The 25393-nt window shown below is 66.6% G+C and carries 28 protein-coding genes; 3 read left to right on the plus strand and 25 right to left on the minus strand.

Annotated features, from left to right (window positions below; translation table 11 throughout):
• Window positions 1–9 precede the first annotated feature (9 nt).
• Complete coding sequence (gene phaC, locus ROZ00_13220) at window positions 10–1842, plus strand: class I poly(R)-hydroxyalkanoic acid synthase (GenBank protein ID MDT3737181.1); 1833 nt, start codon at window positions 10–12, stop codon at window positions 1840–1842.
• Window positions 1843–1879: 37 nt separating this feature from the next.
• Window positions 1880–2890: an RNA methyltransferase gene (locus tag ROZ00_13225; protein ID MDT3737182.1), complete on the plus strand. Its 1011-nt coding sequence runs from the start codon at window positions 1880–1882 to the stop codon at window positions 2888–2890.
• Here the strand turns inward: ROZ00_13225 and ROZ00_13230 are convergent.
• The 25 genes from ROZ00_13230 to ROZ00_13350 all read right to left on the minus strand — a co-directional run bounded on the left by ROZ00_13230 (window position 2887) and on the right by ROZ00_13350 (window position 23538).
• Complete coding sequence (locus tag ROZ00_13230; protein ID MDT3737183.1) at window positions 2887–3555, minus strand: methyltransferase domain-containing protein; 669 nt, start codon at window positions 3553–3555, stop codon at window positions 2887–2889. The two genes, ROZ00_13225 and ROZ00_13230, sit on opposite strands and share 4 nt — an antisense overlap.
• 19 nt (window positions 3556–3574) lie before the next feature.
• Window positions 3575–3832: a translation initiation factor IF-1 gene (gene infA / locus ROZ00_13235; GenBank protein MDT3737184.1), complete on the minus strand. Its 258-nt coding sequence runs from the start codon at window positions 3830–3832 to the stop codon at window positions 3575–3577.
• Between the two features lie 107 nt (window positions 3833–3939).
• On the minus strand, window positions 3940–4146 hold the full coding sequence (locus ROZ00_13240) for a cold-shock protein (GenBank protein MDT3737185.1): 207 nt from the start codon (window positions 4144–4146) through the stop codon (window positions 3940–3942).
• 206 nt (window positions 4147–4352) lie between these two features.
• Window positions 4353–4883 (minus strand): hypothetical protein, encoded by a 531-nt coding sequence (locus tag ROZ00_13245; protein ID MDT3737186.1) that lies wholly within the window; start codon window positions 4881–4883, stop codon window positions 4353–4355.
• A 16-nt stretch (window positions 4884–4899) separates the two neighbouring features.
• On the minus strand, window positions 4900–6207 hold the full coding sequence (locus tag ROZ00_13250) for a hemolysin family protein (protein MDT3737187.1): 1308 nt from the start codon (window positions 6205–6207) through the stop codon (window positions 4900–4902).
• Between the two features lie 124 nt (window positions 6208–6331).
• Window positions 6332–6787, minus strand: coding sequence for a DUF3237 domain-containing protein (locus tag ROZ00_13255; protein ID MDT3737188.1), 456 nt, complete (start codon window positions 6785–6787; stop codon window positions 6332–6334).
• The gene (locus ROZ00_13260) at window positions 6784–7431 is read right to left on the minus strand and encodes a SagB/ThcOx family dehydrogenase (protein ID MDT3737189.1); all 648 of its coding nucleotides are present in this window, start codon (window positions 7429–7431) and stop codon (window positions 6784–6786) included. Before ROZ00_13260 ends, ROZ00_13255 begins: the two co-directional genes overlap by 4 nt.
• Window positions 7432–7645: 214 nt before the next feature.
• Window positions 7646–8461, minus strand: a complete 816-nt coding sequence (locus ROZ00_13265; GenBank protein MDT3737190.1) for a hypothetical protein — start codon at window positions 8459–8461, stop codon at window positions 7646–7648.
• 125 nt (window positions 8462–8586) lie between these two features.
• Window positions 8587–9246, minus strand: a complete 660-nt coding sequence (locus tag ROZ00_13270; protein MDT3737191.1) for a hypothetical protein — start codon at window positions 9244–9246, stop codon at window positions 8587–8589.
• A 303-nt stretch (window positions 9247–9549) separates the two neighbouring features.
• Window positions 9550–10350 (minus strand): helical backbone metal receptor, encoded by an 801-nt coding sequence (locus ROZ00_13275; GenBank protein MDT3737192.1) that lies wholly within the window; start codon window positions 10348–10350, stop codon window positions 9550–9552.
• A 26-nt stretch (window positions 10351–10376) separates the two neighbouring features.
• Window positions 10377–11153, minus strand: a complete 777-nt coding sequence (locus tag ROZ00_13280) for a metallophosphoesterase (GenBank protein MDT3737193.1) — start codon at window positions 11151–11153, stop codon at window positions 10377–10379.
• The gene (locus ROZ00_13285; GenBank protein ID MDT3737194.1) at window positions 11150–12448 is read right to left on the minus strand and encodes an AMP-binding protein; all 1299 of its coding nucleotides are present in this window, start codon (window positions 12446–12448) and stop codon (window positions 11150–11152) included. Before ROZ00_13285 ends, ROZ00_13280 begins: the two co-directional genes overlap by 4 nt.
• 42 nt (window positions 12449–12490) lie before the next feature.
• Window positions 12491–12952 carry a pyridoxamine 5'-phosphate oxidase family protein gene (locus ROZ00_13290; GenBank protein ID MDT3737195.1) on the minus strand — a complete coding sequence of 154 codons (462 nt, stop codon included), beginning with the start codon at window positions 12950–12952 and terminating at the stop codon, window positions 12491–12493.
• A 10-nt stretch (window positions 12953–12962) separates the two neighbouring features.
• On the minus strand, window positions 12963–13484 hold the full coding sequence (locus ROZ00_13295) for an NUDIX domain-containing protein (protein ID MDT3737196.1): 522 nt from the start codon (window positions 13482–13484) through the stop codon (window positions 12963–12965).
• Window positions 13485–13495: 11 nt separating this feature from the next.
• A complete protein-coding gene (locus ROZ00_13300) occupies window positions 13496–13921 on the minus strand; it encodes a DUF120 domain-containing protein (GenBank protein MDT3737197.1) in 426 nt (141 codons plus the stop codon).
• A 19-nt stretch (window positions 13922–13940) separates the two neighbouring features.
• Window positions 13941–14525 carry a UbiX family flavin prenyltransferase gene (locus ROZ00_13305; GenBank protein MDT3737198.1) on the minus strand — a complete coding sequence of 195 codons (585 nt, stop codon included), beginning with the start codon at window positions 14523–14525 and terminating at the stop codon, window positions 13941–13943.
• Window positions 14522–15874, minus strand: a complete 1353-nt coding sequence (locus ROZ00_13310; protein MDT3737199.1) for a UbiD family decarboxylase — start codon at window positions 15872–15874, stop codon at window positions 14522–14524. The genes ROZ00_13305 and ROZ00_13310 overlap by 4 nt, the downstream gene beginning before the upstream one ends.
• A 6-nt stretch (window positions 15875–15880) precedes the next feature.
• Entirely contained in the window at window positions 15881–16135 is a 255-nt protein-coding gene (gene ppcG, locus ROZ00_13315; protein ID MDT3737200.1) for a phenylphosphate carboxylase subunit gamma, read from the minus strand.
• Window positions 16136–16147: 12 nt separating this feature from the next.
• Entirely contained in the window at window positions 16148–17596 is a 1449-nt protein-coding gene (gene ppcA, locus ROZ00_13320) for a phenylphosphate carboxylase subunit alpha (protein MDT3737201.1), read from the minus strand.
• 15 nt (window positions 17597–17611) lie between these two features.
• The gene (gene ppcD, locus ROZ00_13325) at window positions 17612–18118 is read right to left on the minus strand and encodes a phenylphosphate carboxylase subunit delta (GenBank protein MDT3737202.1); all 507 of its coding nucleotides are present in this window, start codon (window positions 18116–18118) and stop codon (window positions 17612–17614) included.
• A gap of 9 nt (window positions 18119–18127) precedes the next feature.
• Window positions 18128–19546, minus strand: coding sequence for a phenylphosphate carboxylase subunit beta (ppcB, locus tag ROZ00_13330; protein MDT3737203.1), 1419 nt, complete (start codon window positions 19544–19546; stop codon window positions 18128–18130).
• A gap of 19 nt (window positions 19547–19565) precedes the next feature.
• On the minus strand, window positions 19566–20246 hold the full coding sequence (locus ROZ00_13335) for a CBS domain-containing protein (GenBank protein MDT3737204.1): 681 nt from the start codon (window positions 20244–20246) through the stop codon (window positions 19566–19568).
• Window positions 20246–21370 (minus strand): PEP/pyruvate-binding domain-containing protein, encoded by a 1125-nt coding sequence (locus ROZ00_13340; protein MDT3737205.1) that lies wholly within the window; start codon window positions 21368–21370, stop codon window positions 20246–20248. Before ROZ00_13340 ends, ROZ00_13335 begins: the two co-directional genes overlap by 1 nt.
• A gap of 16 nt (window positions 21371–21386) precedes the next feature.
• Window positions 21387–23222, minus strand: coding sequence for a PEP-utilizing enzyme (locus ROZ00_13345; protein MDT3737206.1), 1836 nt, complete (start codon window positions 23220–23222; stop codon window positions 21387–21389).
• Between the two features lie 28 nt (window positions 23223–23250).
• On the minus strand, window positions 23251–23538 hold the full coding sequence (locus ROZ00_13350; protein ID MDT3737207.1) for a hypothetical protein: 288 nt from the start codon (window positions 23536–23538) through the stop codon (window positions 23251–23253).
• A gap of 108 nt (window positions 23539–23646) precedes the next feature.
• On the opposite strand from ROZ00_13350, the gene ROZ00_13355 reads away from it, so the two are divergent.
• Window positions 23647–25392, plus strand: coding sequence for a sigma 54-interacting transcriptional regulator (locus tag ROZ00_13355; GenBank protein ID MDT3737208.1), 1746 nt, complete (start codon window positions 23647–23649; stop codon window positions 25390–25392).
• Window position 25393: the final 1 nt, after the last annotated feature.

The following is a 25393-nucleotide window of genomic DNA, read 5'->3' on the forward strand; positions in this document are numbered from 1 at the left end:
AGAGGATTGATGTCTGCGCAGCAACAGGAATCCCACAAGCCCGACCTGCCCGATCCGAAGGAGGTCGCCCGGACCTATGCCGAAGTCGCGCAGCGCGCCTCCAAGCTCATCACCGAGCACATGCAGCGGCAGATGAAGCACGGCATGACGGCCGCGAGCGACGAGCTGGGCATCGCCCAGGCCTTCATGGACATGATGGCCAAGCTGCTCGCCAACCCCTACAAGCTGGCGCAGGCGCAGATGAACCTGGTGTGGGACTACTTCTCGCTGTGGCAGCACTCCATGCTGCGCTTCGCCGGCCTGGAAACCAAGCCCGTGGCCGAGCCGCGCAAGGGCGACAGCCGCTTCAAGGACGAGCAGTGGGAGGAACACTTCCTCTTCGACTTCATCAAGCAGTCCTATCTCATCACCGCTCGCCACGTCCATGACGTGGTGACCAGCGTCGAGGGCCTGCCCGTCGAGACGGAAAAGAAGGTGAACTTCTTCACGCGCCAGTACATCGACGCGCTCTCCCCTTCCAACTTCGCCCTGACCAACCCGGAGGTGTTCCGCGAGACGGTGAAGAGCCACGGCCAGAACCTGCTCAAGGGCTTCAACAACCTGCTGCGCGACATCGAGGAGGGCGACGGCCAGCTGCGCGTCAAGATGACCGACCCGACCGCCTTCGAACTGGGCCGCAACGTCGCCGTCACGCCGGGCAAGGTGGTGTTCCAGAACGAGCTGATCCAGCTGCTGCAGTTCAACCCGACGACGGAGCAGCAGTTCCGCCGGCCGCTGCTGATCATCCCGCCCTGGATCAACAAGTTCTACATCCTCGACCTGCGCCAGTCGAACTCCTTCATCAAGTACGCCACCGACCAGGGCCACACCGTCTTCGTCATCTCCTGGGTGAACCCGGACAAGCGCCTCGCCGAGAAGGGATTCGACGACTACATGACGGAAGGCTCGCTCGCCGCCCTCGACGCCGTCTGCCGGCAGACCGGCGAGAACGAGGTGAACCTGATCGGCTACTGCCTCGGCGGCACGCTGCTCGGCGCGACGCTGGGCTACAACGCCGTGAAGAAGGACAAGCGCATCGTCTCGGCGACCTTCTTCGTCTCGCTGCTCGACTTCTCCATACCCGGCGAACTGGGCGTCTTCATCGACGAGCAGCAGGTCGCCAGCCTCGAGAAGAAGATGCAGGAGCGCGGCTTTCTCGAAGGCTCCGAGATGGCGACCACCTTCAACATGCTGCGCTCGAACGACCTGATCTGGTCCTTCGTGGTGAACAACTACCTGATGGGCAAGGAGCCTTTCCCCTTCGATCTGCTCTTCTGGAACTCCGACGCCACGCGCATGCCGTACAAGATGCACAGCTTCTACTTGCGCAACATGTACATGAAGAACCTGCTCAAGGAGCCGGGCGGCATCGCACTGAACGGCGTGCCGATCGACATCTCGAAGGTAAAGATCCCGGCCTACTTCATCTCCACCATCGAGGATCACATCGCGCCGTGGAAGAGTACCTACCTCGGCGCCACCCGCCTCGGCGGCCCGGTGCGCTTCGTGCTCGGCGGCTCCGGCCACATCGCCGGCATCGTCAACCCGCCGGCGGCCAACAAGTACCACTTCTGGACCAACGGGGCGAAGGCGATGCCGGCCACGCCTGAAGACTGGTTCGAGGGCGCGACGCAGCACCCCGGCTCATGGTGGACCGACTGGCAGAAATGGATCGCCGGCTTGAATGGCGACGACCGGGTGCCGGCGCGCGACCCGGCCAAGGGCAAGCTGAAGCCGCTCGAGGACGCGCCGGGCTCCTTCGTAAAGTTCCGCCTCGACCTGCAGAAGAAGCCGTCGGCGTGACGACCGCGAACCCGGCCCGATCCGGATTCGCCTTTCCATGAAAATCGCCGACCTCCGACAGCGACTGCGCGCGCACGGCGCCAAGCCGGGCCACGAGGAACTCGTGCTGCGCAACTGGACGCGGGCGCTGCCGCTCGACGACGGCCGCAGCCGGCCGGAGGATTTCTTTCCGCTCGGCCTGCGCAAGGCCCTGCCCGCGCTGGCGGAGGAATGGCGGGCGCTGACGCGCCTGCGCGCCGAGCACGCCGGCGAGGACGGCACCCGGCTGCTGCTCGAACTGGCCGACGGCCGGACGGTGGAGAGCGTGCTGCTGCCGCGCGGCGGCCTCTGCGTGTCGACGCAGGTCGGCTGCGCCGTGGGCTGCACCTTCTGCATGACGGGACGCGACGGCCTGCTGCGCCAGCTCGGCAGCGCCGAGATCGTCGCGCAGGTGGCGCTCGCGCGCAGCCGGCGCGCCGTCAGGAAAGTGGTGTTCATGGGCATGGGCGAGCCGGCCCACAACCTGGACAACGTGCTCGACTCGATTAATCTGCTCGGCAGGCTGGGCGACATCGGCCACAAGAACCTGGTCTTTTCCACCGTCGGCGACCGCCGCGTCTTCGAGCGGCTGCCGCGCGGCGAGGTGAAGCCGGCGCTGGCGCTGTCGCTGCACACGACCGATCCGGAACTGCGGGCACGGCTCCTGCCGCGCGCGCCGCGCATCGACCCGGCCGAGCTGGTCGAACTCGGCGAAATCTATGCGCGCGAGACCGGCTACCCGATCCAGTACCAGTGGACGCTGCTGGAAGGCGTGAACGACGGCGACGCCGAAGTGGACGGCATCGCCCGGCTGCTCGCCGGCAAATACGCGGTGATGAACCTGATTCCCTGGAACGCGGTGGACGGCCTCGGCTACAAGCGCCCCGCGCGGGAGCGCGCGGAAGCGATGTCGCTCGCGCTCTACCAGCGCGGCATCCTCACCAAGCTGCGCCGGTCCGCCGGGCAGGACGTCGACGGCGGCTGCGGCCAGCTGCGCGCGCGCGCACTGGCGCCGCTCGCCGCGTCCTAACGCGTCGCCCTGACGGGCGGGCGAATCGCGCGCCGGTAATGCAGCAGGCGGCCCCGGTAGGGGCTGCCGTCGTGCAGGGGCGCGTCCAGCGGCGTTTCGGTCAGCCTGTATCCGATGCGCGACATGCAGCGGTTGAAGGAGATCCGGTTGCCCCGGTTGGGGTCGATGATCAGCACTTCGGAACACCATGCGGCATGCCGCTCGATGAAAGCCGCCAGTTGCTGCGGATGGCCGGGCTCGTAGAGGACATCGCTGCCGATGATCAGGTCGAACTCGCCCAGCGCCGGATTGGCGCGCGCCCAGTCGCCGGTCAGGTATTTCATGTCCGGCAAATGATTGAGCAGCAGGTTGGCCTGCAGGAATTCTTCCGCCAGCGGATGGCAGTCGCTCGCCGTGATGTTGCCGCCGCGGCGATGGATGACCAGGCTGGCCAGCCCCAGGCCGCAGCCGACCTCCAGCACGCGAAGCGTTCCCAGCTCCCACGCCTGCATCAGGTCGGCCAGCTTTTCGGCCGACGGCCAGAGTTGGCCGAACAGCGGCCAGCTGGCCGGGGAGATCCCCGCCGCCCGGGCGGCGCCGCGCGGGTCGGCATATTGCTGCCGGTCGAGCAGGGAGCGAATTTCCAGGTCGGCGGCGTCGGCCACCCCGACCCGTTGAACCTTCACCGCATACTCGGGCAAGCGCCTAGTACCTGCGCCGCTGCGGACTGGCAGGGGCACGGCCCTCGATGTGGCGGAAGCAGATGCGGCCCTTGCTCAGGTCGTAGGGCGAGATTTCCAGCGACACCTTGTCGCCGGCGATGATGCGGATGTGGTGCTTGCGCATCTTGCCCGCCGTATACGCCACGAGATTGTGGCCGTTGTCGAGCGTGACGCGGAAACGGGAGTCGGGCAGCACTTCCATCACCACCCCGTTCATTTCGATGAGTTCTTCCTTGGCCATGCGCACCTCTCCACGGTAATTCCGAAAAGAAAAAAGCCCGGCATGTGCCGGGCTCTTCCGGTGGGGTGGCGGCATGGCGCATGCGCCATGCCGCTGTGACCGCCTGCTTACTCCGCTTCGCGGATGTTCGACGCCTGCTGGCCCTTCGGGCCGGTGGTGATGTCGAAGCTGACCTTCTGGCCTTCCTTGAGGGTCTTGAACCCGCTGCCCTGGATCGCGGAGAAATGGGCGAAAAGATCCTCGCCGCCCGCTTCAGGGGTAATGAAGCCGAAGCCCTTGGAATCGTTGAACCACTTCACGGTGCCTGTTGCCATAACTTGAATTTCCTTTAATAACCAAAAATAGGGGTTGCCCCCGGGGAGGGCGAAGGTCAAGACGGCAGGGTGGTGAAGGGAGAAATACCGCGGGAACCGCGGGTACTGAACCAGACAACAACAGCGCTACTTGAAGATCGCTGGCGCGCACTATGCACTGTATTGCGGCCAATAGCAAACGAAATCTGAAAATAAACCGGAAATGGCTACAGGCGCGGCTTGATCAGGTAGATCTCCACCCAGTAGCGGCGCTCATCGCGCGCCGTGGCGTACTCCTCGCCGAACGGCGCCAGGAAAATCCGCCGCGGGGAGACATCCAGGTCCACCAGGCGCTTCTTGATCAGCTGCAGCGACTGCTCCGCCCGAACCAGGTTCAGCGAAGGACTGCCGCCGTCGGGAACGTAGCTCTCCAGGCGCAGCATGACGCGCGCGTCCTCGCGGGCCTTGGCCGCGATCGCCGCCAGGCGCGCTTCCATCTCGCCGGTCAGGCGGTCGCTGCCGGGGTTCAGCTTGATGATGGCATCCGGCTGGGGACCCGCAGGCGCGGCGGCGACCGGCGCGCGGTCTTTTGCGACGGGCGCCGGCTGCGGGGCCGTTGCCGCGGCGTCGGCCGGGCGCGATCGCGCCGCTGCCGGCTCGGCGGGCGTGGCCTGGCTGCCCGTGCCGACCGGCGTCGTCGTCAGGCATCCCGACGTTGCCAGGAGGCAGGCCAGCGACAACAGCGAAGGGAGTCTCATCCGGCAATTTCCTTTCTCAGGCATCCGGTTCCGCCGCCTCCGCCGGCGCGGCACGGGCCACCAGCACCTTGTCGACGCGCTTGCGGTCCATGTCGACCACCTCGAAGCGCCAGCCGTTCCATTCGAAATGATCGGCAACGGCGGGAACGCGGCCCAGCACGTGCATGACGAAGCCGCCCAGCGTGTTGAACTCCTCTTCGCCCGGCAGATCCTCCTCGATCTCCAGCACCGCCTTGCAGCGCTCGACCGGCACGCTGCCGTCCATCAGCCAGGAGCCGTCCTCGCGCGCCACCACGTCCTGCTCCTCCGTCACGTCCGAGGAGGGCAGATCGCCGACGATCGAGGTCAGCACGTCGGTCAGCGTCACCAGGCCTTCCAGCTCGCCGTACTCGTCCACGATCAGCGCGCACTGGGCGCGCGCCTTGCGGAAGTTTTCCAGCAGCCGCGTCGTGCTCACCCCTTCGGGCACGTAGAGCGGCGGGCGCAAATGCGCCTCGACGTTCAGCGCCTCGCCGGCCAGCGCCGCCTTGAGCAGGTCGGACGTGCGCAGCAGGCCGACGATGTGCTCCAGCCCCTCTCGGCAGACGACGATGCGCGTATACGGGCTCTCGGCGATGCGGCGGCGGATCTCCGCCTCCGGCTCGGCCAGGTCGATCTGGTAGATGTCGTTGCGATGCGTCATGATCGACGCGATGCGCTGCTCATCCAGGCGCAGCACGTTGGAGACGATGGCCTGCTCGCTTTCATGGAACACGCCGGCCTCGGCGCCCTGCTCCATCAGCACGTTGATCTCCTCGTCCGTCACCGGCGGCTCGTCCTTGCGGCGGGCGCCGGTCAGGCGCAGCAGCAGGCCGGACGACGCCGTGAACAGCCATACCAGCGGCCGCACCGATTCCGCGAACCACATCATCGGACGGGCGATCAGCGAGGCGATGCCCTCCGGCGCCAGCAGCGCCAGGCGCTTCGGCACCAGTTCTCCGATCACCACGGAAAAATACGTCAGGCCCACCACCACCACCGTCAGCGCGATGCCGCGGGCGTAGGGCGCAAGCAGCGGAATCTCGCCCAGCCGCGCTGCCAGCGGATCGGCCAGCACCGTCTCGCCGATGGCGCCGCTCAGGATGCCGACCGAGGTGATGCCGACCTGGATGGCGGAAAGAAAGTTGGAAGGCTCGGTGTGCAGGGACAGCGCGGATTGCGCACCGGGACTGCCGTCGTCGGTCAGGCGCTGCAGGCGCGCCTTGCGGGAGGAAACCACGGCCATTTCCGACATGGAGAAAAAGCCGTTCAACAGGATGAGAAACAGGAGTAACGCTATGTCCATTGTGCAGCCGCCCGTCGCCGAAAGGCGTGCGACCCGTGGATGGGTACAAATATAATTTTAACATCCGGCCCCGCTAAGGCCCATCCCTCCGGCCGCCGTGCCGCACGGACTGACTTTTATTCCGTCAAATCAGCGCGAAAGCCTTCAGCAGAACCTGTCGCGCCCGCCGCTCGCCGGTGGCCACGGCAATCGTCCGGTTCAGCCATGCCAGGTGCGGGGCGCCCGTCTCGAAGCGCATGACGGTACGGAAGAAATAGCTGGCCGGGTCCACCGCCTCGCCCCGGCCCAGCGCCGCCAGCACTTCGGCAGGCCCGTGGCGATAACCCTGGCTCACCACCTGGACGACGCCGCCCGCCCGCTCGCGCAGCGCATAGCGCGCGTCGATCTCCAGCACGCCGTCGCTTCGTGCAAGCTGCCAATCCGCGCCGGGAAGGATCTCGCCGCCCAGGCCGGGGCCCTCGAACGTGCCGCCCAGGATGCCGACCACCCGCCGTTCGCCGAGCGGTCCCTCCCCCATCGACACGACCTCGCCGACATCGACGGCAAGCTGCATCAGCAATTCCAGCTCCGGCATTTTCATTGCTGTTTCGGATTGCCGACGGTCTGCGCCAGCAGCACCTGCTGGTCGTGGCTGAGGCCGAGCGCATCGGCGATCGCCGCGCGGTCGATCCAGGCGCGGATCACGGTAACGAGCCCGGCGCTCGCACAGAAGAGATAGACGTTCTGCGCGATCGCGCCGGCCGCCGCCGAGGCATACGACTCGCGCTGCGCCACCGGCACCATGCCCATGCGCGCATGGTCGGCGACGAAGACCAGGTCGAGCGCCGCCTCGTCGACGAAATCCTGGTAGCCCGTGATGCTGCGCAGGTCGCTGCCCGCCACGAGATGCAGGGCGTGCGCCGTCGCATCGTAGCGGTAGGCACCCGCCGGCAGCGCGACGAAGACGTCCACCTCCTGGCCGTTCAGCGCCGAGGGCGCCGTGCGTCCGCCGCCGTCGCGGTTCACCCCGTACGCCGCCCAGAGCAGGTCGGAGAGCACCTGCATCGGCAGCGCCTCGGGCGCGAACTCGCGCGACGACTGTCGCTTCGCCAGCGCCTCCATCAGCGGCAGGCCGCCGTGCTTCGCGGGCGGCGGCAACGCGATCGAGGTTGCAGCGTCACCGACGGACGGTTTCGGCCGCAGCCGGCCCATCATGCCGAGGGCGAGTTTGGTCAGGGTGTTCATTGCTGTCCTCCGCTCAATTTCAGTGGCGCCTTGCTCACGCCTGCCAAACCCCATAATCCGGGTTGGCTTTCCTGAAGCAGCTTTCGTAAAGAACATCTTTGAAAGCTCGATCGCATATACGCGATGGTGGTCGCGACTTCCCGTGATTGCTTATGCCTTGCCCGGAAAGGTTGAACGGGGATCGGCAAGCAGTCAAGGATAAGAGGAGGGGTAATTACTTCTGGCTAGCGACGGCACTGGCGTCGCAGGTATCGACGGGGAGGGCGGCGGCGGCTCGCGATGCAGGCACGGACATGAATACGCCACGCAATGTCCGAATCAGAAGTCGTTCGCAGCGTTCGCCAAGAACCTGGGCCCGCTCTATCCGCTCGGCAGACCCTTCGCGATACCGTATCGTCCTGTAGGGAATGGCGTCCCGGCCGGAATCCCGGCCGGCCTCGCCGAATGCAATATCCAACGATAACGCAAAAAGTTGAGCGCTTACTTCCTTAAGCTGCTCGCCTCCGTTGTCAGTCCAGAATGCCTGCAGATCCGGTGCGTTCTTCGCGGTCGATACTATTCGGATCGCGTAGCTCGTTCCCGACTCGGCCCCGGGCATGGCGATTCCGACAACATTGTCCAGAACGATTGCGCCTTGATCCTGGGTCAACGAAAATACAGGGGCGCTTTCGACCAGAATCTCCGTGGCCGACTTATCGGCGGCCTCGACAAGCCTGCCCCTCCCCCCCGTCGATGCCTTTCCGATCGCCCGCGTCATCAGGTCACGATGCCTGAACCCATTGAGCACGTTCTGATATGGCATCAGCACCATGTCCGCGGCAGCCTGCATCTTGTCCTTCTGATCCTTTTTGGCGGCCTCGACGAGCAGCCCATGGGTGATGATCGCGGCCACCAGACCACCCAGATTTGGTGCCGGATACAACATGCTTGCCGTACCTACGCCAGCCTGATCGTAGCTGACTATCCCGCGGAACATGACGGATTCCTCCTTCGGCAACCGGAGGATCCAGTCGGCCTTGCCAGCCGTCAAATTCAACTCATTCGGCGGTTTTCGGGAGGCATCCTCGATCTCACCGGCTGCAGCACTTGGCCAACACGGGATGCACCCAACCGCACATGCAAGTGCCGCCCGCGCCCAGGCGAGGCGCCATCCCATCATTGGCGGATGCCCTGGCTCGATGCCGTGCTCGCGGACGCCTGAGACGTCGCATTGCCAATGACTTCTCTTGCCGCCACGGGCACATCGGCGGCCAACGGCTTGAGGAAGCTGTCCTTGCCGATCTCCAGCACCTGGAAGTATGCGTTTGTAAGCCCCGGGAATGTCGGCGGCTCATCCCAATTCAGGTCGGTGCTCTTTGTGATGGATATCGGCTCATACCACTCATAGGAATTGTTCTTCAAATTGACAATGTAGCCGGTACCCTCCAGCAAAGCCTTCGGATCGCTGGTGGGAATATAAGCCGAATAGGTCCGGATGAAACCCAGCCCGGTGATATTGATCACCAACAGCCGGTCGATCTTGAACTTCTGCCTCAGGGACGAGAAATCCTTGCGGGCGAAATTGGTTTCCTTTGCGCCGAAATCGGGCAGATCATCCAGCTTCAGGTCTTCCTCGATCACCGTGACATCGTTACCCTTCTTGCGCAACAGATCGGCCGCTTCATGCTTCAGTCTCGGCAGATCTTCGTAGGGCAGCGTCCTGGCGTGGGTGGTCAGCGAGGAGTTAGCGCCTGAAGCCAACATCAGGCACAGCAGGCAATGCGCGCCGGGCAATTGGGTGTCCAGTTTCGGCAGCGCCGTCATGGCGACGCCCATGCGACCGGCCTGAGGGCCAATTGCCTCATTGGACAATGCGACGGGATTCTGCGGGACAGACGCGCATCCTGCTCCAACGACGGAGGCCACAACGATCATGAGCCAACAGCGGATTTTCATTTTTTTACCCCCTCCTCTCGGGAATTGCTTTTTTTATGCGACCTGATTGCGATCCTCCTTTGTCTCACGTGTTCCGGAGCGTGGTTTACAAAGGATCTGGGCCAGCCCTGACGACAACAGGACCAATCATATCGCATATGTCATTATTCTGAAAAGACATGTACACAGGCACCCTCCGGGGGTTTACTGCAGCCGCAGCTGCGCCAGGTAGCGCAACCCTGCCGCCGCCCGGCTGCCGTACCAGGACACCATTTCGCCGTCGATGAGTTGCGCGGGGCTGCCGAAGCGGGCTTCGGCCTCGGCGAGATGCTTGTCGGTGAAGCGGTAGGGTTCGGTGGACAGCAGCACGCGCTCCGTGAAAGTCAGTCCCGGCGACGCGGCGTCGATTTCCGGGTAGCGCGTCCCGCTCCGCTCGGGCAGGGTGTCCCATCCCGCTGCGGCAAGCATCGCGGAGATGTAGGTGTCGCGGGCGACGGTCATCCAGGGGTCCTTCCAGATGAGGTAGAGCACGCGCTCGCGCGGCAGGCGTTCGGTCGCGCGGCGCAGCGCCTCGCGCGCGGCCCTGAAATCGGCGGCCAGCGCCTCCGCTGCCGCCTCGCGGCGGAACAGCCCGCCGAACAGGCGGAAGAGTTCCAGGTTGTCTTCCGGCGCATTCGGATGAGTGACGACGACGTGCGGCACGAAGCGGGCGAGTGCGTCGACCTGCTCGCGGCGGTTCTCATCGACATTGACGACGAGGTGGGTCGGCGCGGCGGAGCGGATCTTTTCGATGTCGGCGTCCTTGGTGCCGCCCATCTTGGGGATGGTCTTGACGATTTCGCGCGGATGGATGCAGAAGCCGCTGCGGCCGACGAGGTTGTCGGCGAGGCCGAGGTCGCAGAGCAGCTCGGTGAGGCTGGGGACCAGGCTGACGATGCGCGGCTCGCCCGCGGCGGGCGCGTGCAGGGCGCCGAGGGCGTCGCGGAGTTCGTGCGTCGGAGGCATGGCGGATTCTACCGCCCGGCGTCCCGCTACGCGGTCTGCAGGAAGCTGCGCTCTTCCCCGTCGAGGACCAGGCAGGTGAGGATGCCGCTCTCGTAGGCGCCGGTGTCGATGCCGATGCGGTTGGGGCGCACTTCGGGCTCGGCCGAGATGCAGTGGCCGTGCACCACGACGGCGCCGTGGTCGGCATCCGACAGGAGGAAGCGCTTGCGGATCCAGACGAGGTCGCGATCGCGCTGCGCTTCGAGCGGCACGCCGGGCAGCACGCCGCCATGGGCGAAGAAGTAGCCGCCCTCGCGGTGGCGCGTCGGCAGGCTGCGCAGGAAGGCGAGGTGCGCGGCCGGCAGCGCCTCGAGCAGGCGGTGGAGCAGCTCGATGGCGGTCGCCTCGTCGCGCGCCGCCGGGTCGGCCATGGGCATGCCGTAGTGGGCGAGCGCCTCGACGCCGCCGTAGTCCAGCCAGTGCAGGCCGGTGCGCAGGTCGCCTTCGAGGAAGCGCAGGATGAGGTCTTCGTGGTTGCCCTTGAGGGTGACGATCTCCCAGCCGGGCGGGTGCCAGGCGAGCACGCGCTCGACCACGGCGCGCGAATCGGTGCCGCGGCTGAAGTAGTCGCCGAGGTAGACCAGCACGCGGCGGCCGGCCGGGCGCCGCGCGGCATCCTCCTCAATGCCGGCGTGCATCCGCGCCAGCAGGTCGCTGCGGCCGTGCACGTCGCCGATGGCGTAGACCACCGTGCCGGCGGGCACCGTCGCCTGCGGCGCGGCCACGCCCGGCGGCGGGCCGTAGCTGCGCCGGCGGAGGGTCATGCCCCGCGGTTGACGTGGAAGCGCTTGGCCTTCAGCTCGAAGCGCGGCAGGGCGTTGCGCGGCAGGTGATGCACGCGCGGGCGGAAGGAGAGCATCGAGTCGAGCCGTTCGGCGATGGCGTGCACGACGTTCGGGTCGGCGCCCTCGCACAGCTCGACCTCGACGTCCATCTCGTCCATCTGGCGCACCTTGTGCACGGTGATGCGGAACTCGTCGATCTCGGCGAACTTGCGCAGGATGTTCTCGACGCCGGCCGGGAAGACGTTCACCCCGCGCACCGTCACCATGTCGTCGGCGCGGCCGATGATGCCGCCTTCGAAGCGCATCGAGGTACGGCCGCACTCGCAGCGCTGCGTAGTGGTGCGCACGATGTCGCCGGTCTTGTAGCGGACGATCGGGAAGCCCCAGCGGCCGAGGTTGGTGAGGACCAGCTCGCCGCGCTCGCCTTCCGCCACCGGCTGGCCGGTGGCCGGGTCGAGGATCTCGGCGATGAACTCGCTCTCGATGAGGTGGGTGCCGCCGGGCTGGGCCTGGCACTCGAAGGAGTGCGCGCCGACCTCGGTGGCGCCGGCGTGGTCGAAGCACTTGGCGCTCCAGAGGTCCTCGATGCGCGCCTTGGTCGCCGGCACGTTGGCGCCGGGCTCGCCGGCGTGCACCGTGGACTTCATCGGAATGCTGGAGAGGTCGAAGCCGGTCTCGCGCGCCACCTCGGCCAGGCGCAGGGCGTAGGTCGGCGTGCAGCACAGCACGGTGGCGCCGACGTCGCGCATGAGTTCGAGGCGCTGCGGCGAATCGCGCCCGCCGCCGGGGATCATCAGCGCGCCCAGCTGGCGCGCGCCCTCGGTGGCGGCCCAGAAGCCGACGAAGGGGCCGAAGGAGAAGGCCATGAAGATGCGGTCGGCGGCGGTGACGCCGGCGCCGGCCAGCACGTGGCCCCAGCAGCGGCCCCACCACTGCCAGCCGGCCTCGGTGTCGGGTACCTTGAGCGGTACGCCGGTGGTGCCGGAGGTCTGGTGGAAGCGCACGTACTGCTCGATCGGATAGGTCAGGTTGTGGCCGAAGGGCCCGTGGGCGGCCTGGTCCTCCATCAGCTCGTGCTTGGTGGTGACCGGCAGGCGCGTCAGGTCGTCGAGCGACTTGAGGTCGCCCGGCTGCATGCCGGCCCGTTTCCACTTTTCCGTGTAGAAGCGGTTCCTGCCCCACAGCTCCTGGGCCATGGCCTGCAGCTTGGACAATTGCAGCGCGGCGAGCTGCTCGCGCGGCAGGGTTTCGGTGGTCGGATCGAAATAGGTCATGGTGGTGTTCGAATGAAAGCCTCTCCGCTTTGTTCGATGTCCTCAGGTTTGGAAATTGCGCATTTCGGCGTAGACGGCCTGCTCCATCGCGAGCATCGCCTCGCGCTGTCCGGCCGGCCATTCGTAGGCAAGGGCCGTGGTGGCGACGCCCGGCCAGGACTGGTCCTTGGCGCCCGCCACTTCCATCTCGTAGAGCATGATCGCGTACGGCCCGGCGGCGGCGATGCGCTCGCTGAGCCGCCGCGCCCGCCCCTTGACGAGGAAAGTAAGGTCGCCCGGCCCGATCGCCTGCAGGGAGGCCTGGCCGCTGCGCTGCAGGTTGGCCATGGCCGAGCCGCCCTCGTCGACGGCGAAGCGCAGCCGGGCGGCGTCGAGGGCCACGATCCAGGTGAAGGCGGAACTGGCATAGCCGTCGGCGCCGCAGGTGAGCAGCAGGCCGGGGGCGCCGGGGCGCAGGTAGCCGACCAGCTTCTGCGGCAGGTCCCGCGTGATGTTGCCGCTCATCTTCTCGTCCTCATCGCTTGGCCGGCCGCCAGCGCGCGAGCGCGTCGCGGATGACGCCGTAGAACCATTCGTCGATCGCCGCGCCGCTCTCCGGCGGCGGCTCCTGCGGCCAGTCGTCCGGGCCGAAGAGGCCGGCCTCGATGGCATCGTCGCCCGCCTCAAGCGCGCCGCCGATCGAATGCGCGCGATAGGCGACGATCAGCACGTTCACGTCGGCGCGCGAGTACACGTCGAGCAGGCCGTCGAGGGCGATGCTGAGGCCGGTCTCCTCCTTTGCCTCGCGCAGCACCGCCTGCGCCACCGACTCGCCCAGCTCGACGTAGCCGGCCGGCGGCGCCCAGTAGCCGGCGAGCGGATCGGCCAAGCGGCGGATCAGCACCAGCCGGCCCTCGTGCTCGATCAGCGCCATGCCCACCGGCGCCGGGTTGCGCCAGGCCACCGTGCCGCAGGCCAGGCACTGCTCGCGCGTCCTGCCGTCCTCGAAAGTCAGTGCCGCCAGGACGGCGCCGCAATGCTGGCAATGTCGCTGCATGCGGACCCGCCCTAGCACAGCACGCTGACGGCGATGCTGTCGCCGTCGCCCACGCCGAGCGCCTGGCGCACCGGCACGGCGGAAATCACCTCGAACTTGTCGGGCGGGTAGCCGGCCACCTCGGGGAACACCACCGCCCCGGTGATGCAGCCGCCGATCACGACATGGAAGCACTTCGCCGCGCAGAAGCCCGGCTCGGGCGCGATGGCGATGCCGGGCTCGCGCGCCATGACGCGCCGCGCCGCCTCCCAGTCGTCCCCGCTCATGTGCAGGTTGAAGGTGCCCGGATAGGGCTCGAAGCCGAGCTTGGCGAGGAACTCGCGCCGCACCCAGTCCAGCCGGGTGAAGCCCGCGCCCTCGCCGAGGCCCGAGCAGGCCTCGCCCACCAGCAACAGCGTCTGCGCCTCCGATATCCGCTCCGTCACCGCCATGGCCATGCCTCCCATCCTGGTCCGCCTAGCGCTGCTTCATCGCCTCCCGCTCCTCGTTGCCGGTCCAGCGCTGGAAGAGGTCGAGGTCGAGGTCGAACTGGTCGAGCGCCTTGTTCACCGACTGCATGATCACGTCCTCGAGCGTCTTCGGCTTGTGGTAGAAGGCCGGCAGCGGCGGCACCAGCACGGCGCCGGCTTCCGTCACCTGCGTCATCAGGCGCAGGTGGCCGAGGTGCAGCGGCGTCTCGCGCAGCATCAGCACCAGCTTGCGCCGCTCCTTCAGGCAGACGTCGGCGCCGCGGATCAGCAGGTTGGTGTTGAAGGAGTTGGCGATCGCCGAGAGCGTCTTGATCGAGCACGGCGCGATGACCATGCCGGCGTGGCGGAAACTGCCGCTCGAGATGCAGGCGCCGACGTCGTTGATGTCGTGGATGTGCGAGGCGAGGCGCTTGACGTCGTCCATCGTGTAGTCGGTCTCGTACACGATGGTGCGCTTGGCCGAATCGCTCATGACGAGGTGCGTCTCGACCCCCGCCTTGGCGAGCACCTCGAGGATGCGGATGCCGTAGATGGCGCCGCTCGCGCCGGATATGCCCACCACCAGTTTCATGACGCCCCCTTGAAAATGCTTTCGGCCATCGTGCGCGCCCTCGCCGCGGCTCCTGCCGGCAGGGCGATCCTGTCGAAGGTCGCGCCCGCGCCGCGCGTGGCGTCGAAGCCCATCTTCGCGCCGGCGGCGCCGGCCGACGACGGATCGATGACATAGCCCTCCATGCCGCCCAGCACCACCATGTCGCGATCGGCCTGGAAGCGCGTGGCGAGCGCCCAGGCCACCTCGCGCGGATTGCGGATATCCACGTCGTCGTCCACCACCGTGACGGACTTCAGGCGGCGGTCGAGGTTGAGCGCCAGGTGCATCAGGCGGCGCACCTCGTGGGCCGGGCAGCCCTTCACCGCGACCACCGCGGCGAAGCTGCAGGTGCCCGGCACGATGTCGAGGTCGACGACGCCGCGCACCAGGCCCTTCAGCTGGCCGAGCAGCTCGGCGCCGCCGGCGAGCGAGAGCAGCGTGTCGACGTCGGCCGTCCATGGCACCAGCGCCGGAAAGATGAAGTCCTTGCGGTGGGTGACGGCGCCGATCTCGACGACCGGGCTGGTATTGGAAAAGTAGTAGCCGGTGTTCTCGCCGAAGGGGCCCTCCGGCTCGCGTACGCCGGGCAGGACATGGCCTTCGAGCACCACCTCGGCGCGCGCCGGCACCTCGAGGTCCACCGTGAGGCCGCGCACCAGCTCGACCGGCGCGCCGCGCAGGCTGCCGGCGATGTCCATCTTGTCGGGCCCGAGCGGGCCGGTCTTCACCACCGAGGCGATCAGCATGGCCGGATCGACGCCCAGCGCCACGGCGATTTCGAGCGGCCTGCCGGAAGCCTCGGCATTGGCGAGGAACTGCGACAGCGGCGGATTGGCGAGCAGGATGCCGAAGCGCCGTCCGCCCTTGTACATCATGCGGTGGATGCCCATGCCGCGCTGGCCCGTCGCCGGATCGCGCGCCAGCACCACGCCGCAGGTGAGGAAGGGCGCGGCGTCCTGCTCGTAATGGGTCAGCAGCGGCAGCAGCGCGCCGACGTCCGCCGGCTGGCGGTGCACCACGGCCTGCACCGGCGCCTCCTTCGCCGGCACCGGCGGCACGCGCTGCGCGCTGCGCGCGACGTAGGTTTCCACCAGCTTGTCCTCGCTGGTGCCGAGCGCGCGCGCGGCCAGCCGCCGGCTGGAGAGCAGGTTGCCGGCGATGCGCGCGCCGGGCCGGCCCTTGATGTTCTCGCAGAGCACGGGCTTGCCGCTCGCCTGCAGCTCCGAGAGCAGCGCGGCGACCTCGAACTGCGGATCGAGCGGCTCGGCGACGCGGATCAGCTCGTCGCCGAGATCGTCGAGAAAGCCGCGCAGGTCGAGGCTGGCCATTTCACGCTAGAGGTACTTCGCCGGCATGCGCTGCACTTCGCCGAGCACCTTGATGGAGAAGCGGCCCTGGCTCAGCTGGCCGCGGCCGAGGCGCACCTGCAGCTGGTCGGCGTGCTTCTTCAGGTCGGTCGAGACCTGGGCGCGGACGCGCTTGTAGGTGTACTTGTGGATGCCGGGGTTGAGCGTACGGATGGTCAATTCCAGTTCCGTATCCTCGGCCAGCTCCTTCACGTCGTTCACGAAAACTTCCCACTGGTTCATTCTCTTGTCTCCTCACTTCACGGGCGGGTAGCCGTAGGCCGTCCAGTTGGCGAGCACCCTGTCCTGGATGTCCTGCGGATAGACGTGCTTGAACGACACCAGGGTCGGCACGTCGTTGATCTTGTCCCAATCGGTCGGCCAGAGGCAGTCGAACACCACCTTCGAGCCGATCGAATGCTTGCGCTCGTGCGGGGTGGCGAACGGATACAGCGGCGTGCCCGGGGAGTTCTTGTAGATGTGGATGCCGTTGGCCGGGTGGCAGCGCGTGCAGAAGGCGTGGTACACCTCGTCCCAGTTGTAGATGTCGGTCTGGTCGTCGACCACCATCACCATGTGGAACCAGGGGCCGAGCTTGGAACCGAAGGCGAGCTGGCCGATCTGCTGGGCGACGCCGGAGTAGGTCGGCTTCACGCCGACGATCATCATGTGGTGCGTCGAGCGCGGGTGCATGTAGACGCCGGTGACCGGGATGCCCTGGCTCTTCAGCAGCTTCTCCAGCTCGAGGCCGAGCGAGAACGAGCGCAGCAGCTGGCCCTCGTCCTGCGGCACGCCCATGTTGGAGATGGTCATCGTCGCGTTGTTGCGGTAGGTGATGCAGTTCACGCGGAAGGTGACGCGGAAGTCGCGCGGGCTGGTGCGGTAGCCGGTGTACTCGCCGAAGGGGCCCTCCTCCACCTTGTAGTCCGGGCAGATCTCGCCCTCGAGGATGATCTCGGCGTCGGCCGGCACCTCCAGGTCGTTGGTCTCGCACTTCACCAGCCGCACCGGCTCGCCGGCCAGCATGCCGGTCAGCTCCGGCTCGGGGATCGGCGAGGGCGCGCAGGCGGCCATCGCCGCCAGCGGCGACAGGCCGATGGCGGTGGCGAAGGGGCAGCTCTCGCCGCGCGGCAGGTAGTAGTCGTTGAGCGCCTTGCCGAGGTCGGAGAAGGGGAACACCGCGCCCGACATGGTGCGCGAGTCGAACATCATCTGCCGGTACATGCCCCAGTTCACGTCGCCGCGCACCGGGTGCTTGGTGACGACCGCGTGCCAGGTGCCGACGTAGCGGCCGCCGTCGCCGTCGTGCACCAGCGGCACCGGCAGCTTGCACAGGTCCACGTCGGCGCCCTTGAGGATGTTCTCCTTGCAGGGCGCGTCCTTGCGGTCGACGAGGACGGGCGGGACCACCTCGCCGTTGGTGCGCTTGACGTATTCCCGGCCGATCTCGGGCAGGGAGGATGCCGGATCCATGCCCATCGAGATGGCCATGCGCCGGTAGGTCGACAGCGGCGCGCCGAAATAGGAGAAGCCGGGGTAATCCTTGATCTTCTCCATGAAGGGCGCCGGCGCCGCCAGCTCGCAGGCGCGGCGCACGATGGCGCCGGCCTCGTTTTCCCAATCCACCTCCTGCTTGATGCGAACGGCGTCGCCGCTCTTGATGCAGGCCTCGACGAACTCGCGGTTGCTTCTGGGTGCCGCCACTTTGCGTTCTCCTGTTTATATTTTGGAAAGGATCTTGTCCCACTTGCCCTGCGCCTTGAGGATCAGTTCGGCCACCTCGCGCACGGCGCCGTAGCCGCCGCGCGCCTTGGTGACGTACACCGCCGCCTCGCGCACTTCATCCACCGCATCGGCCACCGCCACCGGGAAGCCGACCCGCTTCATCATCGACAGGTCGACCAGGTCGTCGCCGACGTAGGCCACCTGCGCATCGGTGATGTTCATCTCCTTCAGCATCACCTCGTAGGGCTCGGTCTTCTTCTTGATGCCCTCGTGGAAGTGCTTGATCTTCAGCTCCTCGGCGCGGTGGCGCACCGCGCCCGACTTCTTCGAGGTGATGATGGCGACGTCGACGCCGGTCATCTGCAGCGCGACCACGCCGAAGCCGTCCTTGATGTCGAAGTTGCGCTGCTCCAGCCCGTTGTCGTCGATGACGATGCGGCCGTCGGTCATGACGCCGTCGACGTCGAGGATGACCAGCTTGATGTCCTTGGCTTTTTCCATGTCTTTCCTTTAGTCGATTCCATATTCGGCCCAGCGGCCGCGGATCTTCGCCAGCATCTCCTCGTCCATGCGCGCCTCGACCGGCTTCTGCTTCCACTCGTAGGGAATGCAGGCGTCCATCAGGATGCGCGAGGTGATGAGCTTGTTCGAATCCGGGTCGAGCGCCGGGTCGAGCGGCGTCGAACGGCCGCGCTTGATGAGTTCCGTGCCGCGCAGCGGGTCGTAGCGGCAGGACAGCGCCCAGAACACGCGCTGCAGGTCGTCGGCCATGATGTCCTCGTCGACCGTGATGACGCCCTTGATGCCGTAGGAGCCGGTGTTGCTGCCGATCACCGCGTCGGCGACCTGGCGCGAGTGTCCGGGGTAGGCCTGCTTGATCGAGACGACGGCCCAGAAGCGGCCGGCCGACTCGGGCAGCACGCAGACCGACTGCACGCCGGGGATCTTCATCTTTTCCAGTTCCGTCCACAGCGTGGCGGTGCGCGTGAAGGCGAGCAGCATGTGCACGTCGGTGACCGGGCGGCCCTGGCCGGTGGCCCACAGCACCGGGTTGTTGCGGTGGAGGATCTGCTTCACCTCCAGCGCCGGCTTGAGGATCGGCTTGTGCAGCTCGTCGGTGTAGTAGCCGGTGTACTCGGCGAAGGGGCCTTCCTGGCGGAAGTTGTTCGGGTCGATCTCGCCTTCCAGCACGATCTCGGCGCCGGCCGGGATCGGCAGGCCGGTCATCGGCGCCATCAGGAACTCGGCCGGCTGGCCGCGCACGGTGCCGGTGATGTCGAAGTCGTTGGCGCCCTTGTGCATCAGCGTGCCGGCCATGAAGATCAGCGGGTCGCAGCCGATCACCGCGGCGGCCGGCATCTTCTTGCCCATCTTGGCGTACTTCTTCATGATGCGCTCGCCGCGCTTGCCCGGCAGGATCTGCACGCCGCAGGTCTTGTTGTCGAGCATCTGCATGCGGTAGGTGCCGAGGTTGGTCTCGCCCGTTTCCGGATCGCGCAGCACGACGAACACCATGGTGCCGATGTAGCGGCCGCCGTCGAGCGGGAAGAACTTCGGCACCGGGAACATGTTGAGGTCGACCTTGTCGCCGGTGAGGATGTTCTCCAGCACCGGGCCGTCCTTGACCTCCTTCGCCTTGATCAGGCCCTCGGAGGTGATGGTCTTCTTCATCCACGCCTGCGCCGACTCGCACATCGACAGGTTGTGCGGCAGGCCGAGCATGATGGCCAGGCGCTTGGTGGTGGCGAAGGCGCCGGTGAACACCGGGCTGTCGTAGCCCTTGACGTTCTCGAACAGCAGGGCCGGGCCCTTCTTCTCCTCGGTCAGCTTGGAGACGTGGGAGATTTCCAGGTTCCAGTCGACTTCCGCCTTGACGCGCTTCAGCTCGTTGGCCTCGGCGCACTGGTTGATGAAATACCGCAGGTCCATTTAGGGTCTTCTCCTTGGGTTAATGCGTGTCTTCGCAGTGCGCATCGACGGACTCGATGACGCGGAAGCCGGCGGCCTCCAGCACGGCCACCACCTTCTTCAGCTCGGCGGCATGGAAGCGGACGATGACCTTGCGCTCGTGCGGCTGGCCGTTGCCGCCGTTCTCGCTGCGCGCGATCGGATAGATGGCCTGCACCTCGGCGCCGGCGCCCTCCACCAGGTCGGCGATGCGGCCGATGGTGCCCGGCTTCATCTCCATCGGGCCGAGGGTGATGCCGCAGCGCTTCTCCCAGGCGCCGAGGAAGTGGGCGGCGAGCGAGAAGATCTCCTTCGAGGAGATGACGCCGACGACCTTGCCGTCGTCCATCACCGGAAACTGGCCGATGCCGAGGTCCTGGCCGCGGCGCAGGCATTCCTCCATGGTGTCGGTGGCACGCACCGTGGCCGGATTGCGCACCATGATGTCCTTCACCTTGAGGCGATTGGCGAAGAAGTTGTATTCGTCGGCACTCTGCGTGCGGGCGACGAAGTGCGCCGCGCGCAGGCAATGCTGCCGGGTGACCATGCCGCGCAGGCGGCCGTCGTCGACGACGGGCAGGGCCTGCAGGTTGTGCTCGGTGAGAATGCGCTTGGCCTCGGACAGCAGGGTGTCGCCGTCCACCAGCGTCGGGTTGTGCTGCATCCAGTTGCGAACGATCATTACGAAACCTTTTTCCCGGTGAGCAGGCTGGAGAGGATGAAGTCCATGGCCGAGGAAGCCTTGCCGGCGACGGCGGCCTCCTTCTCGCGCTTCTCGCTCCAGACGGTTTCGGGCCGCGCCTGCAGGATGAAGATGTTGCCGCCGGCGGGCAGGTCCTTGTCGACCGCCCACTCGATGTCCATCGGCCGGCCGTAGTGCTTCTCGATGGCCTTGCCCATGCGCGCCAGCTCGACGATCTCCTCGTCGATGAGGGACTGCACGCTCTGGCGCTCGAAGGGCGTCTCGATCTTCACCGACTTCTGCGTCTTCGGGTCCACCGTGTAGGTGATTTCCTTGCTGCAGATGGTGCGCTCGAGGATGTCGAGGGCGACCTTGTTCACGACGAAGTGGTCCGGCGTCACCTCGCCCGACACCACCGATTCGCCGAAGCCGAAATTGGAATCGATGGCGATGACCGAGCGGTCGCCGTTGCCCGGGTTGAGGGTGAACATCACCCCGGCGGTGTAGGAGTTGGCCATCTTCTGGAAGCCGACCGAGAGGGCCACCTCCTCGTGCGGGAAGCCCATGCGGATGCGGTAGGCGATGGCCCGCGCCGTAAACAGGCTGGAGATGCAGCGGCGGGCGTGGAGCAGCAGATCGTCCACGCCGCGGATCCACAGGTAGGTGTCCTGCTGCCCGGCGAAGCTGGCGCCGGGCAGGTCCTCGGCGGTGGCGCTGGAGCGCACCGCCACCGGGACCGCCGGAACCATGCAGCGCACGGAGAGCTTGCGGTAGTACTCGGCGACGGCATCCTCCAGTTCCCAGGCGAAGGAGTGCTCCTCGATCATCTCGCGGATCGCCTTGCTGGCCGATTCCAGCTGCTCGAGGTCGTCGTGGCCGCAGCCTTCGAGCATGCCCGGGATCTCGCCGCTCACCCCGGCGTCGCGCATGAAGCGCGCGTAGCCGTGGGTGGTCAGCGCGAAGCCCGGCGGCACGCGCACGCCGGCACTGATCAGCTCGCCCAGCGAGGAGCACTTGCCGCCGACCAGCGCGACGTCCTCCTTGCGCACCTCCTCGAACCAGCACAGCTGCGGCGCGCCTCCCTGCGCCGCAGCTGCCGTTCCGCTCCCTGATGCCATTGCCATGTTGCCCATCGCCCGATCAGCGCGCGACCGTGATGGCGCCGGTCGAACCGTCGACGCGGATCATCATGCCGGTCTGGATGATCTTGGTCGCGTGGCCGGTGCCGACGACCGCCGGCATGCCGTACTCGCGGCAGACGATCGCCGCGTGGCTCATGACGCCGCCGACGTCCGTGACGCAGGCCTTGATCTTGGCGAAGGCCGGCGCCCAGGACGGCGAGGTGGTCGGCGCGACGAGGATTTCGCCTTCCTGCAGCTGGCGGATGTCCTCCACCGTGCGGCAGACGCGCGCCTTGCCCTCGACGATGCCGGGACTGCCGGCGAAGCCCTTGAACTCCTTGACGGTGGAGGGGTCCTTCACCTCCGCCACCGCGGCCCAGTCGGCCAGCGAGCTGTTGGTGACGCCCCACAGCACGATGGTGAACGGTTCCTGGATGACTTCCGGGGCGGTGCCGATGGCCGGCGGCGGGCTCCACTCCTTGAACTTCTGCATGACGCCCTTGCGCCACTCGACCTCCTTCGGCCAGGTCTGCGTGCCGCGCGGCGTGACGCCGGTGGCCCAGGCGGTGACGACGTCCCACAGCGCCTGCTTGATCTCGTCGCGGCGCAGCAGCCAGACGTCCTCGACGTCCTTGATGATGCCGTGCTCGACGAGGATGGCGGCGACTTCGCGCATCTTGTTCCAGAACACCGAGTGGAACCAGTGCTCGACGTAGAACAGGTGGTTCTCGACATAGGGGAACACCGTCTTGGCGCAGCCGAGCAGCTCGTCGAACTGCTTGCGGTCCTCCTCCTTCTCGATCAGGCCGCGGTACTCGGCGGTGATGCGGTCGCGCTCGGCGCGCACCTGCTCCATCGGCCGCTCGATGTTGACGCCGGCCTTGACCTTCTGGATGTAGGTCTGGATGCCGTTGAGCGGAATGTTCATGGCGTCGTTCCAGGAACGGTCGTGGTGGAACCAGCCGGTGCCCGTCGACACGTTGAACCAGGGCTCGCGCGAGAGGTTGAGCGAGGTCAGCCACTCGACGCCCTTCGGCAGCTTCTTCAGCGCCGCCTCGACCTCGGTCCACTCCTGGCTGAAGCAGACGGCGTTGTCGACGCCCAGCTCGATGGCCTTCTTGGCGAGCTTCTTCAGCTCCTCGTCGGGCTGGTACATGATGACGTCGATGCCGGAGATCATCTGCGTCACGCGCTGCGCCGGAATGCTCGGGAAGAGCTTCTGCACGAAGTCGAGGAAGAAGACGTAGGCGGCATAGCCGAGGTTGAGGAACTCGAAGTGGTACTGCCAGCACTTGATGCCGAGGTTGATCAGGTCGTCGTAGTTCTTCAGCAGGTGGAAGCCCTTCGACTCGCCGATGGCGTCGGTCACCACCTTGATGTCCTCCATGTCGGCCAGCTTCGGGATCTCCAGCTGCTCGAGTTCGCGGATGGTGGCCTCCATCTTCACCTTCCACTTCTTCTCCAGCTCGTCCCAGTTCTTGTAGTAGTGGCCGGCGCGCTCCATGAAGTGCGGCACGCGGCTGCCGATCTCCTCGGGGTTCTTCACCGGCACCGGCGAGATGTAGACATAGCCGTTGATCATGCGGTGGTCGACGCCGCGCACCGGCGGCACCATGAAGATGCGGTTGTTGTACTGCGACAGCGCTAGGTACCAGGCCTCGTCCCAGATGGTGTCGAAGGGATACAGCGGCTCGGGATAGTGCAGGCCGTCGTAGAACCAGAACATCTCCTTCTCGTACTGGTTGCGCGTCGGGTCGTCGGTGACGAACTGGTACTGGTACGGATACATGCGCTCCCAGCCTTCGGTGCCGGGAATCGTCTTGGCCTTCACGTCATGCGGAACAGGAAACTTCATTTCGGCTACTCCTCCATGCGGTGATCGTTTAGATACGAATTTTTTCGAACTTTTCTATTTGTGCCGGGCATGCTTGGTGCGCGGCTGTGCGTGGGAGGCCTATCGCAAGCGATGTGCCATGTGCGTCGCAACATGCCGCCGGCGTGAAGACGGAACGACCGGTCCCCAGTGGCGAAACGCCGCGCGCGGCATCGGCGCCGTGATGCGCGAAGCGCTGCGGCGCAGCAGGCGGCGCGGGTCTCCATAGACCTGCAGCACTTGACGATTTGATGAAATACGCGCGATTGTTGGCGTAGGATTTGACGATTTGGTACATTTGTCCTGCTTTCCCCAGCAGTTTCTGCAATAGCCGCGACAAAAGCCGGCCGGCGACGCTTCACCATTTGATAAAAAAGTCGCATCCGGCACGAAGGAGGAGACAGAAATGCGCAAACTGACCTCGGTCGCCAAGGCGGCCGACGACATGCGCTCGCACATCCATTTCTGCGCCGAGACCGGCCAGATCTGGCTGCACGAGCACCGCATGCTGCTGGTGCATGCAGAGGCGCAGGCCCTGCTGCGCAAGGAACTCATCGACACGCTGGGCATGGAGCGCGCGCGCGGGCTGCTGACGCGCATGGGCTACGCCTCGGGCATGCGCGACGCGGAACTGGCGCGCAAGCAGGCGCAGGGCGTCGACGACATGGAAGCCTTCATGACCGGGCCGAAGCTGCACACGCTGGAGGGCATCGTGCGCGTGACGCCGATCCGCCTGGAAATGGACCGGCCGCGCGGCCGGTTCTACGGCGAATTCCTCTGGGAAAACTCCTGGGAGGGGCAGTGGCACCGCCAGTATTTCGGCATCCACCACGAGCCGGTGTGCTGGACGCAGATCGGCTACGCCTCGGGCTACACCTCGGCCTTCATGGGCCGGCGCATCCTCTACCAGGAGGTGGAATGTGTCGGCGCCGGCGACACCAACTGCCGCATCATCGGCAAGCCGGTCGAGGAGTGGGACAACGCCGACGAGCACATGCGCTACTACAACCCGGAATCCATCGCCGACCAGCTGATCGACCTGCAGACCCAGGTGACGCACCTGCGCTCGTCGATCGGCGAGAAGGAATCGCTGCCCGAGCACATGATCGGCGTCTCGCCCGGCTTCCGCGCCGCCTATGGCCTGCTCAAGCAGGCGGCGGACAGCCAGATTCCGGTGCTGCTGCTCGGCGAGACCGGCGTCGGCAAGGAAGTCTTCGCGCGCTGCCTGCACGAGATGGGCCCGCGCGCCGGCGAGGCCTTCGTCGCCGTGAACTGCGCGGCGATCCCGCAGGAGCTGGTCGAATCCGAACTCTTCGGCGTCGAGAAGGGCGCCTACACCGGCGCGCAGTCCTCGCGCCCCGGCCGCTTCGAGCGCGCCAGCGGCGGCACGCTGTTCCTCGACGAGGTCGGCGACCTGCCGCTCTCGGCGCAGGCCAAGCTCTTGCGCGTGCTGCAGGAGCGCGAGATCGAGCGCCTCGGCGACGCCAAGCCGCGCAAGGTCGACGTGCGCGTGGTGGCGGCGACCAACGCCGATCTGGCCCGGCTGGTGAAGGAAGGCAAGTTCCGCCTCGACCTCTACTACCGCCTCAACGCCTACCAGATCCACATCCCGCCGCTGCGCGAGCGCAAGGAGGACATCTCGCCGCTGTCGAAGGCCTTCCTGGAAAAGTACGCGACCCTCCACGGCAAGCGCCTGCGCGGCTTCACCGACAAGGCCAAGCGCGCGCTGCTCTCCTACGACTGGCCGGGCAACATCCGCGAGCTGCAGAACGTCATCGAGCGCAGCGTGATCCTCGCGCCGCACGGCAGCCGCGTCGAGGCCGAGCACCTGTTCCTCGCCGAGCGCGACGGCCAGCCGAACGAACTCGGACTGGACGCGCATGGCACATTGCACGCCCAGAGCTGGCAGCCGGGCGAAAAGCTGTGCGACTCGGTGCTCAACGGGGTGTTCACCCTGGACGAAGTGGAGTCGATGCTGCTGGAGGGGGCGGTGGCCAAGGCCAACGGCAACCTCTCCTCGGCGGCGCGCCTGCTCGGCATCACCCGCCCGCAGCTCGCCTACCGCCTGAAACGCATGCAGGAAGCGGACAAGGCGCCAACCGCAGAAAATCCGAAGGGCAACGGGCGGGCCAGGACCCGCACTCCCGCCTGAC

This window comes from Denitratisoma sp. (assembly GCA_032027165.1).
Classification (GTDB): Bacteria; Pseudomonadota; Gammaproteobacteria; order Burkholderiales; family Rhodocyclaceae; genus Desulfobacillus.

What these genes read in the sequence shown, in the direction of transcription:
- ROZ00_13275 (MDT3737192.1), bottom strand. Translation starts at nt 10,350, where the DNA reads ATGCCTCCGACGCACGAACTCCGCGACGCCCTCGGCGCCCTGCACGCG.
- ROZ00_13285 (MDT3737194.1), bottom strand. Translation starts at nt 12,448, where the DNA reads ATGACCTATTTCGATCCGACCACCGAAACCCTGCCGCGCGAGCAGCTC.
- ROZ00_13300 (MDT3737197.1), bottom strand. Translation starts at nt 13,921, where the DNA reads ATGGCCATGGCGGTGACGGAGCGGATATCGGAGGCGCAGACGCTGTTG.
- ppcD (MDT3737202.1), bottom strand. Translation starts at nt 18,118, where the DNA reads ATGGAAAAAGCCAAGGACATCAAGCTGGTCATCCTCGACGTCGACGGC.
- ppcB (MDT3737203.1), bottom strand. Translation starts at nt 19,546, where the DNA reads ATGGACCTGCGGTATTTCATCAACCAGTGCGCCGAGGCCAACGAGCTG.
- ROZ00_13295 (MDT3737196.1), bottom strand. Translation starts at nt 13,484, where the DNA reads ATGCAGCGACATTGCCAGCATTGCGGCGCCGTCCTGGCGGCACTGACT.
- phaC (MDT3737181.1), top strand. Translation starts at nt 10, where the DNA reads ATGTCTGCGCAGCAACAGGAATCCCACAAGCCCGACCTGCCCGATCCG.
- ROZ00_13310 (MDT3737199.1), bottom strand. Translation starts at nt 15,874, where the DNA reads ATGGCCAGCCTCGACCTGCGCGGCTTTCTCGACGATCTCGGCGACGAG.
- ROZ00_13255 (MDT3737188.1), bottom strand. Translation starts at nt 6,787, where the DNA reads ATGAAAATGCCGGAGCTGGAATTGCTGATGCAGCTTGCCGTCGATGTC.
- ROZ00_13270 (MDT3737191.1), bottom strand. Translation starts at nt 9,246, where the DNA reads ATGGGCGTCGCCATGACGGCGCTGCCGAAACTGGACACCCAATTGCCC.
- ROZ00_13240 (MDT3737185.1), bottom strand. Translation starts at nt 4,146, where the DNA reads ATGGCAACAGGCACCGTGAAGTGGTTCAACGATTCCAAGGGCTTCGGC.
- ROZ00_13290 (MDT3737195.1), bottom strand. Translation starts at nt 12,952, where the DNA reads ATGAGCGGCAACATCACGCGGGACCTGCCGCAGAAGCTGGTCGGCTAC.
- ROZ00_13225 (MDT3737182.1), top strand. Translation starts at nt 1,880, where the DNA reads ATGAAAATCGCCGACCTCCGACAGCGACTGCGCGCGCACGGCGCCAAG.
- ROZ00_13260 (MDT3737189.1), bottom strand. Translation starts at nt 7,431, where the DNA reads ATGAACACCCTGACCAAACTCGCCCTCGGCATGATGGGCCGGCTGCGG.
- ROZ00_13245 (MDT3737186.1), bottom strand. Translation starts at nt 4,883, where the DNA reads ATGAGACTCCCTTCGCTGTTGTCGCTGGCCTGCCTCCTGGCAACGTCG.
- ppcG (MDT3737200.1), bottom strand. Translation starts at nt 16,135, where the DNA reads ATGAACCAGTGGGAAGTTTTCGTGAACGACGTGAAGGAGCTGGCCGAG.
- ROZ00_13345 (MDT3737206.1), bottom strand. Translation starts at nt 23,222, where the DNA reads ATGAAGTTTCCTGTTCCGCATGACGTGAAGGCCAAGACGATTCCCGGC.
- ROZ00_13340 (MDT3737205.1), bottom strand. Translation starts at nt 21,370, where the DNA reads ATGGCAATGGCATCAGGGAGCGGAACGGCAGCTGCGGCGCAGGGAGGC.
- ROZ00_13305 (MDT3737198.1), bottom strand. Translation starts at nt 14,525, where the DNA reads ATGAAACTGGTGGTGGGCATATCCGGCGCGAGCGGCGCCATCTACGGC.
- infA (MDT3737184.1), bottom strand. Translation starts at nt 3,832, where the DNA reads ATGGCCAAGGAAGAACTCATCGAAATGAACGGGGTGGTGATGGAAGTG.
- ROZ00_13250 (MDT3737187.1), bottom strand. Translation starts at nt 6,207, where the DNA reads ATGGACATAGCGTTACTCCTGTTTCTCATCCTGTTGAACGGCTTTTTC.
- ROZ00_13355 (MDT3737208.1), top strand. Translation starts at nt 23,647, where the DNA reads ATGCGCAAACTGACCTCGGTCGCCAAGGCGGCCGACGACATGCGCTCG.
- ROZ00_13280 (MDT3737193.1), bottom strand. Translation starts at nt 11,153, where the DNA reads ATGACCCTCCGCCGGCGCAGCTACGGCCCGCCGCCGGGCGTGGCCGCG.
- ROZ00_13350 (MDT3737207.1), bottom strand. Translation starts at nt 23,538, where the DNA reads ATGTACCAAATCGTCAAATCCTACGCCAACAATCGCGCGTATTTCATC.
- ROZ00_13335 (MDT3737204.1), bottom strand. Translation starts at nt 20,246, where the DNA reads ATGATCGTTCGCAACTGGATGCAGCACAACCCGACGCTGGTGGACGGC.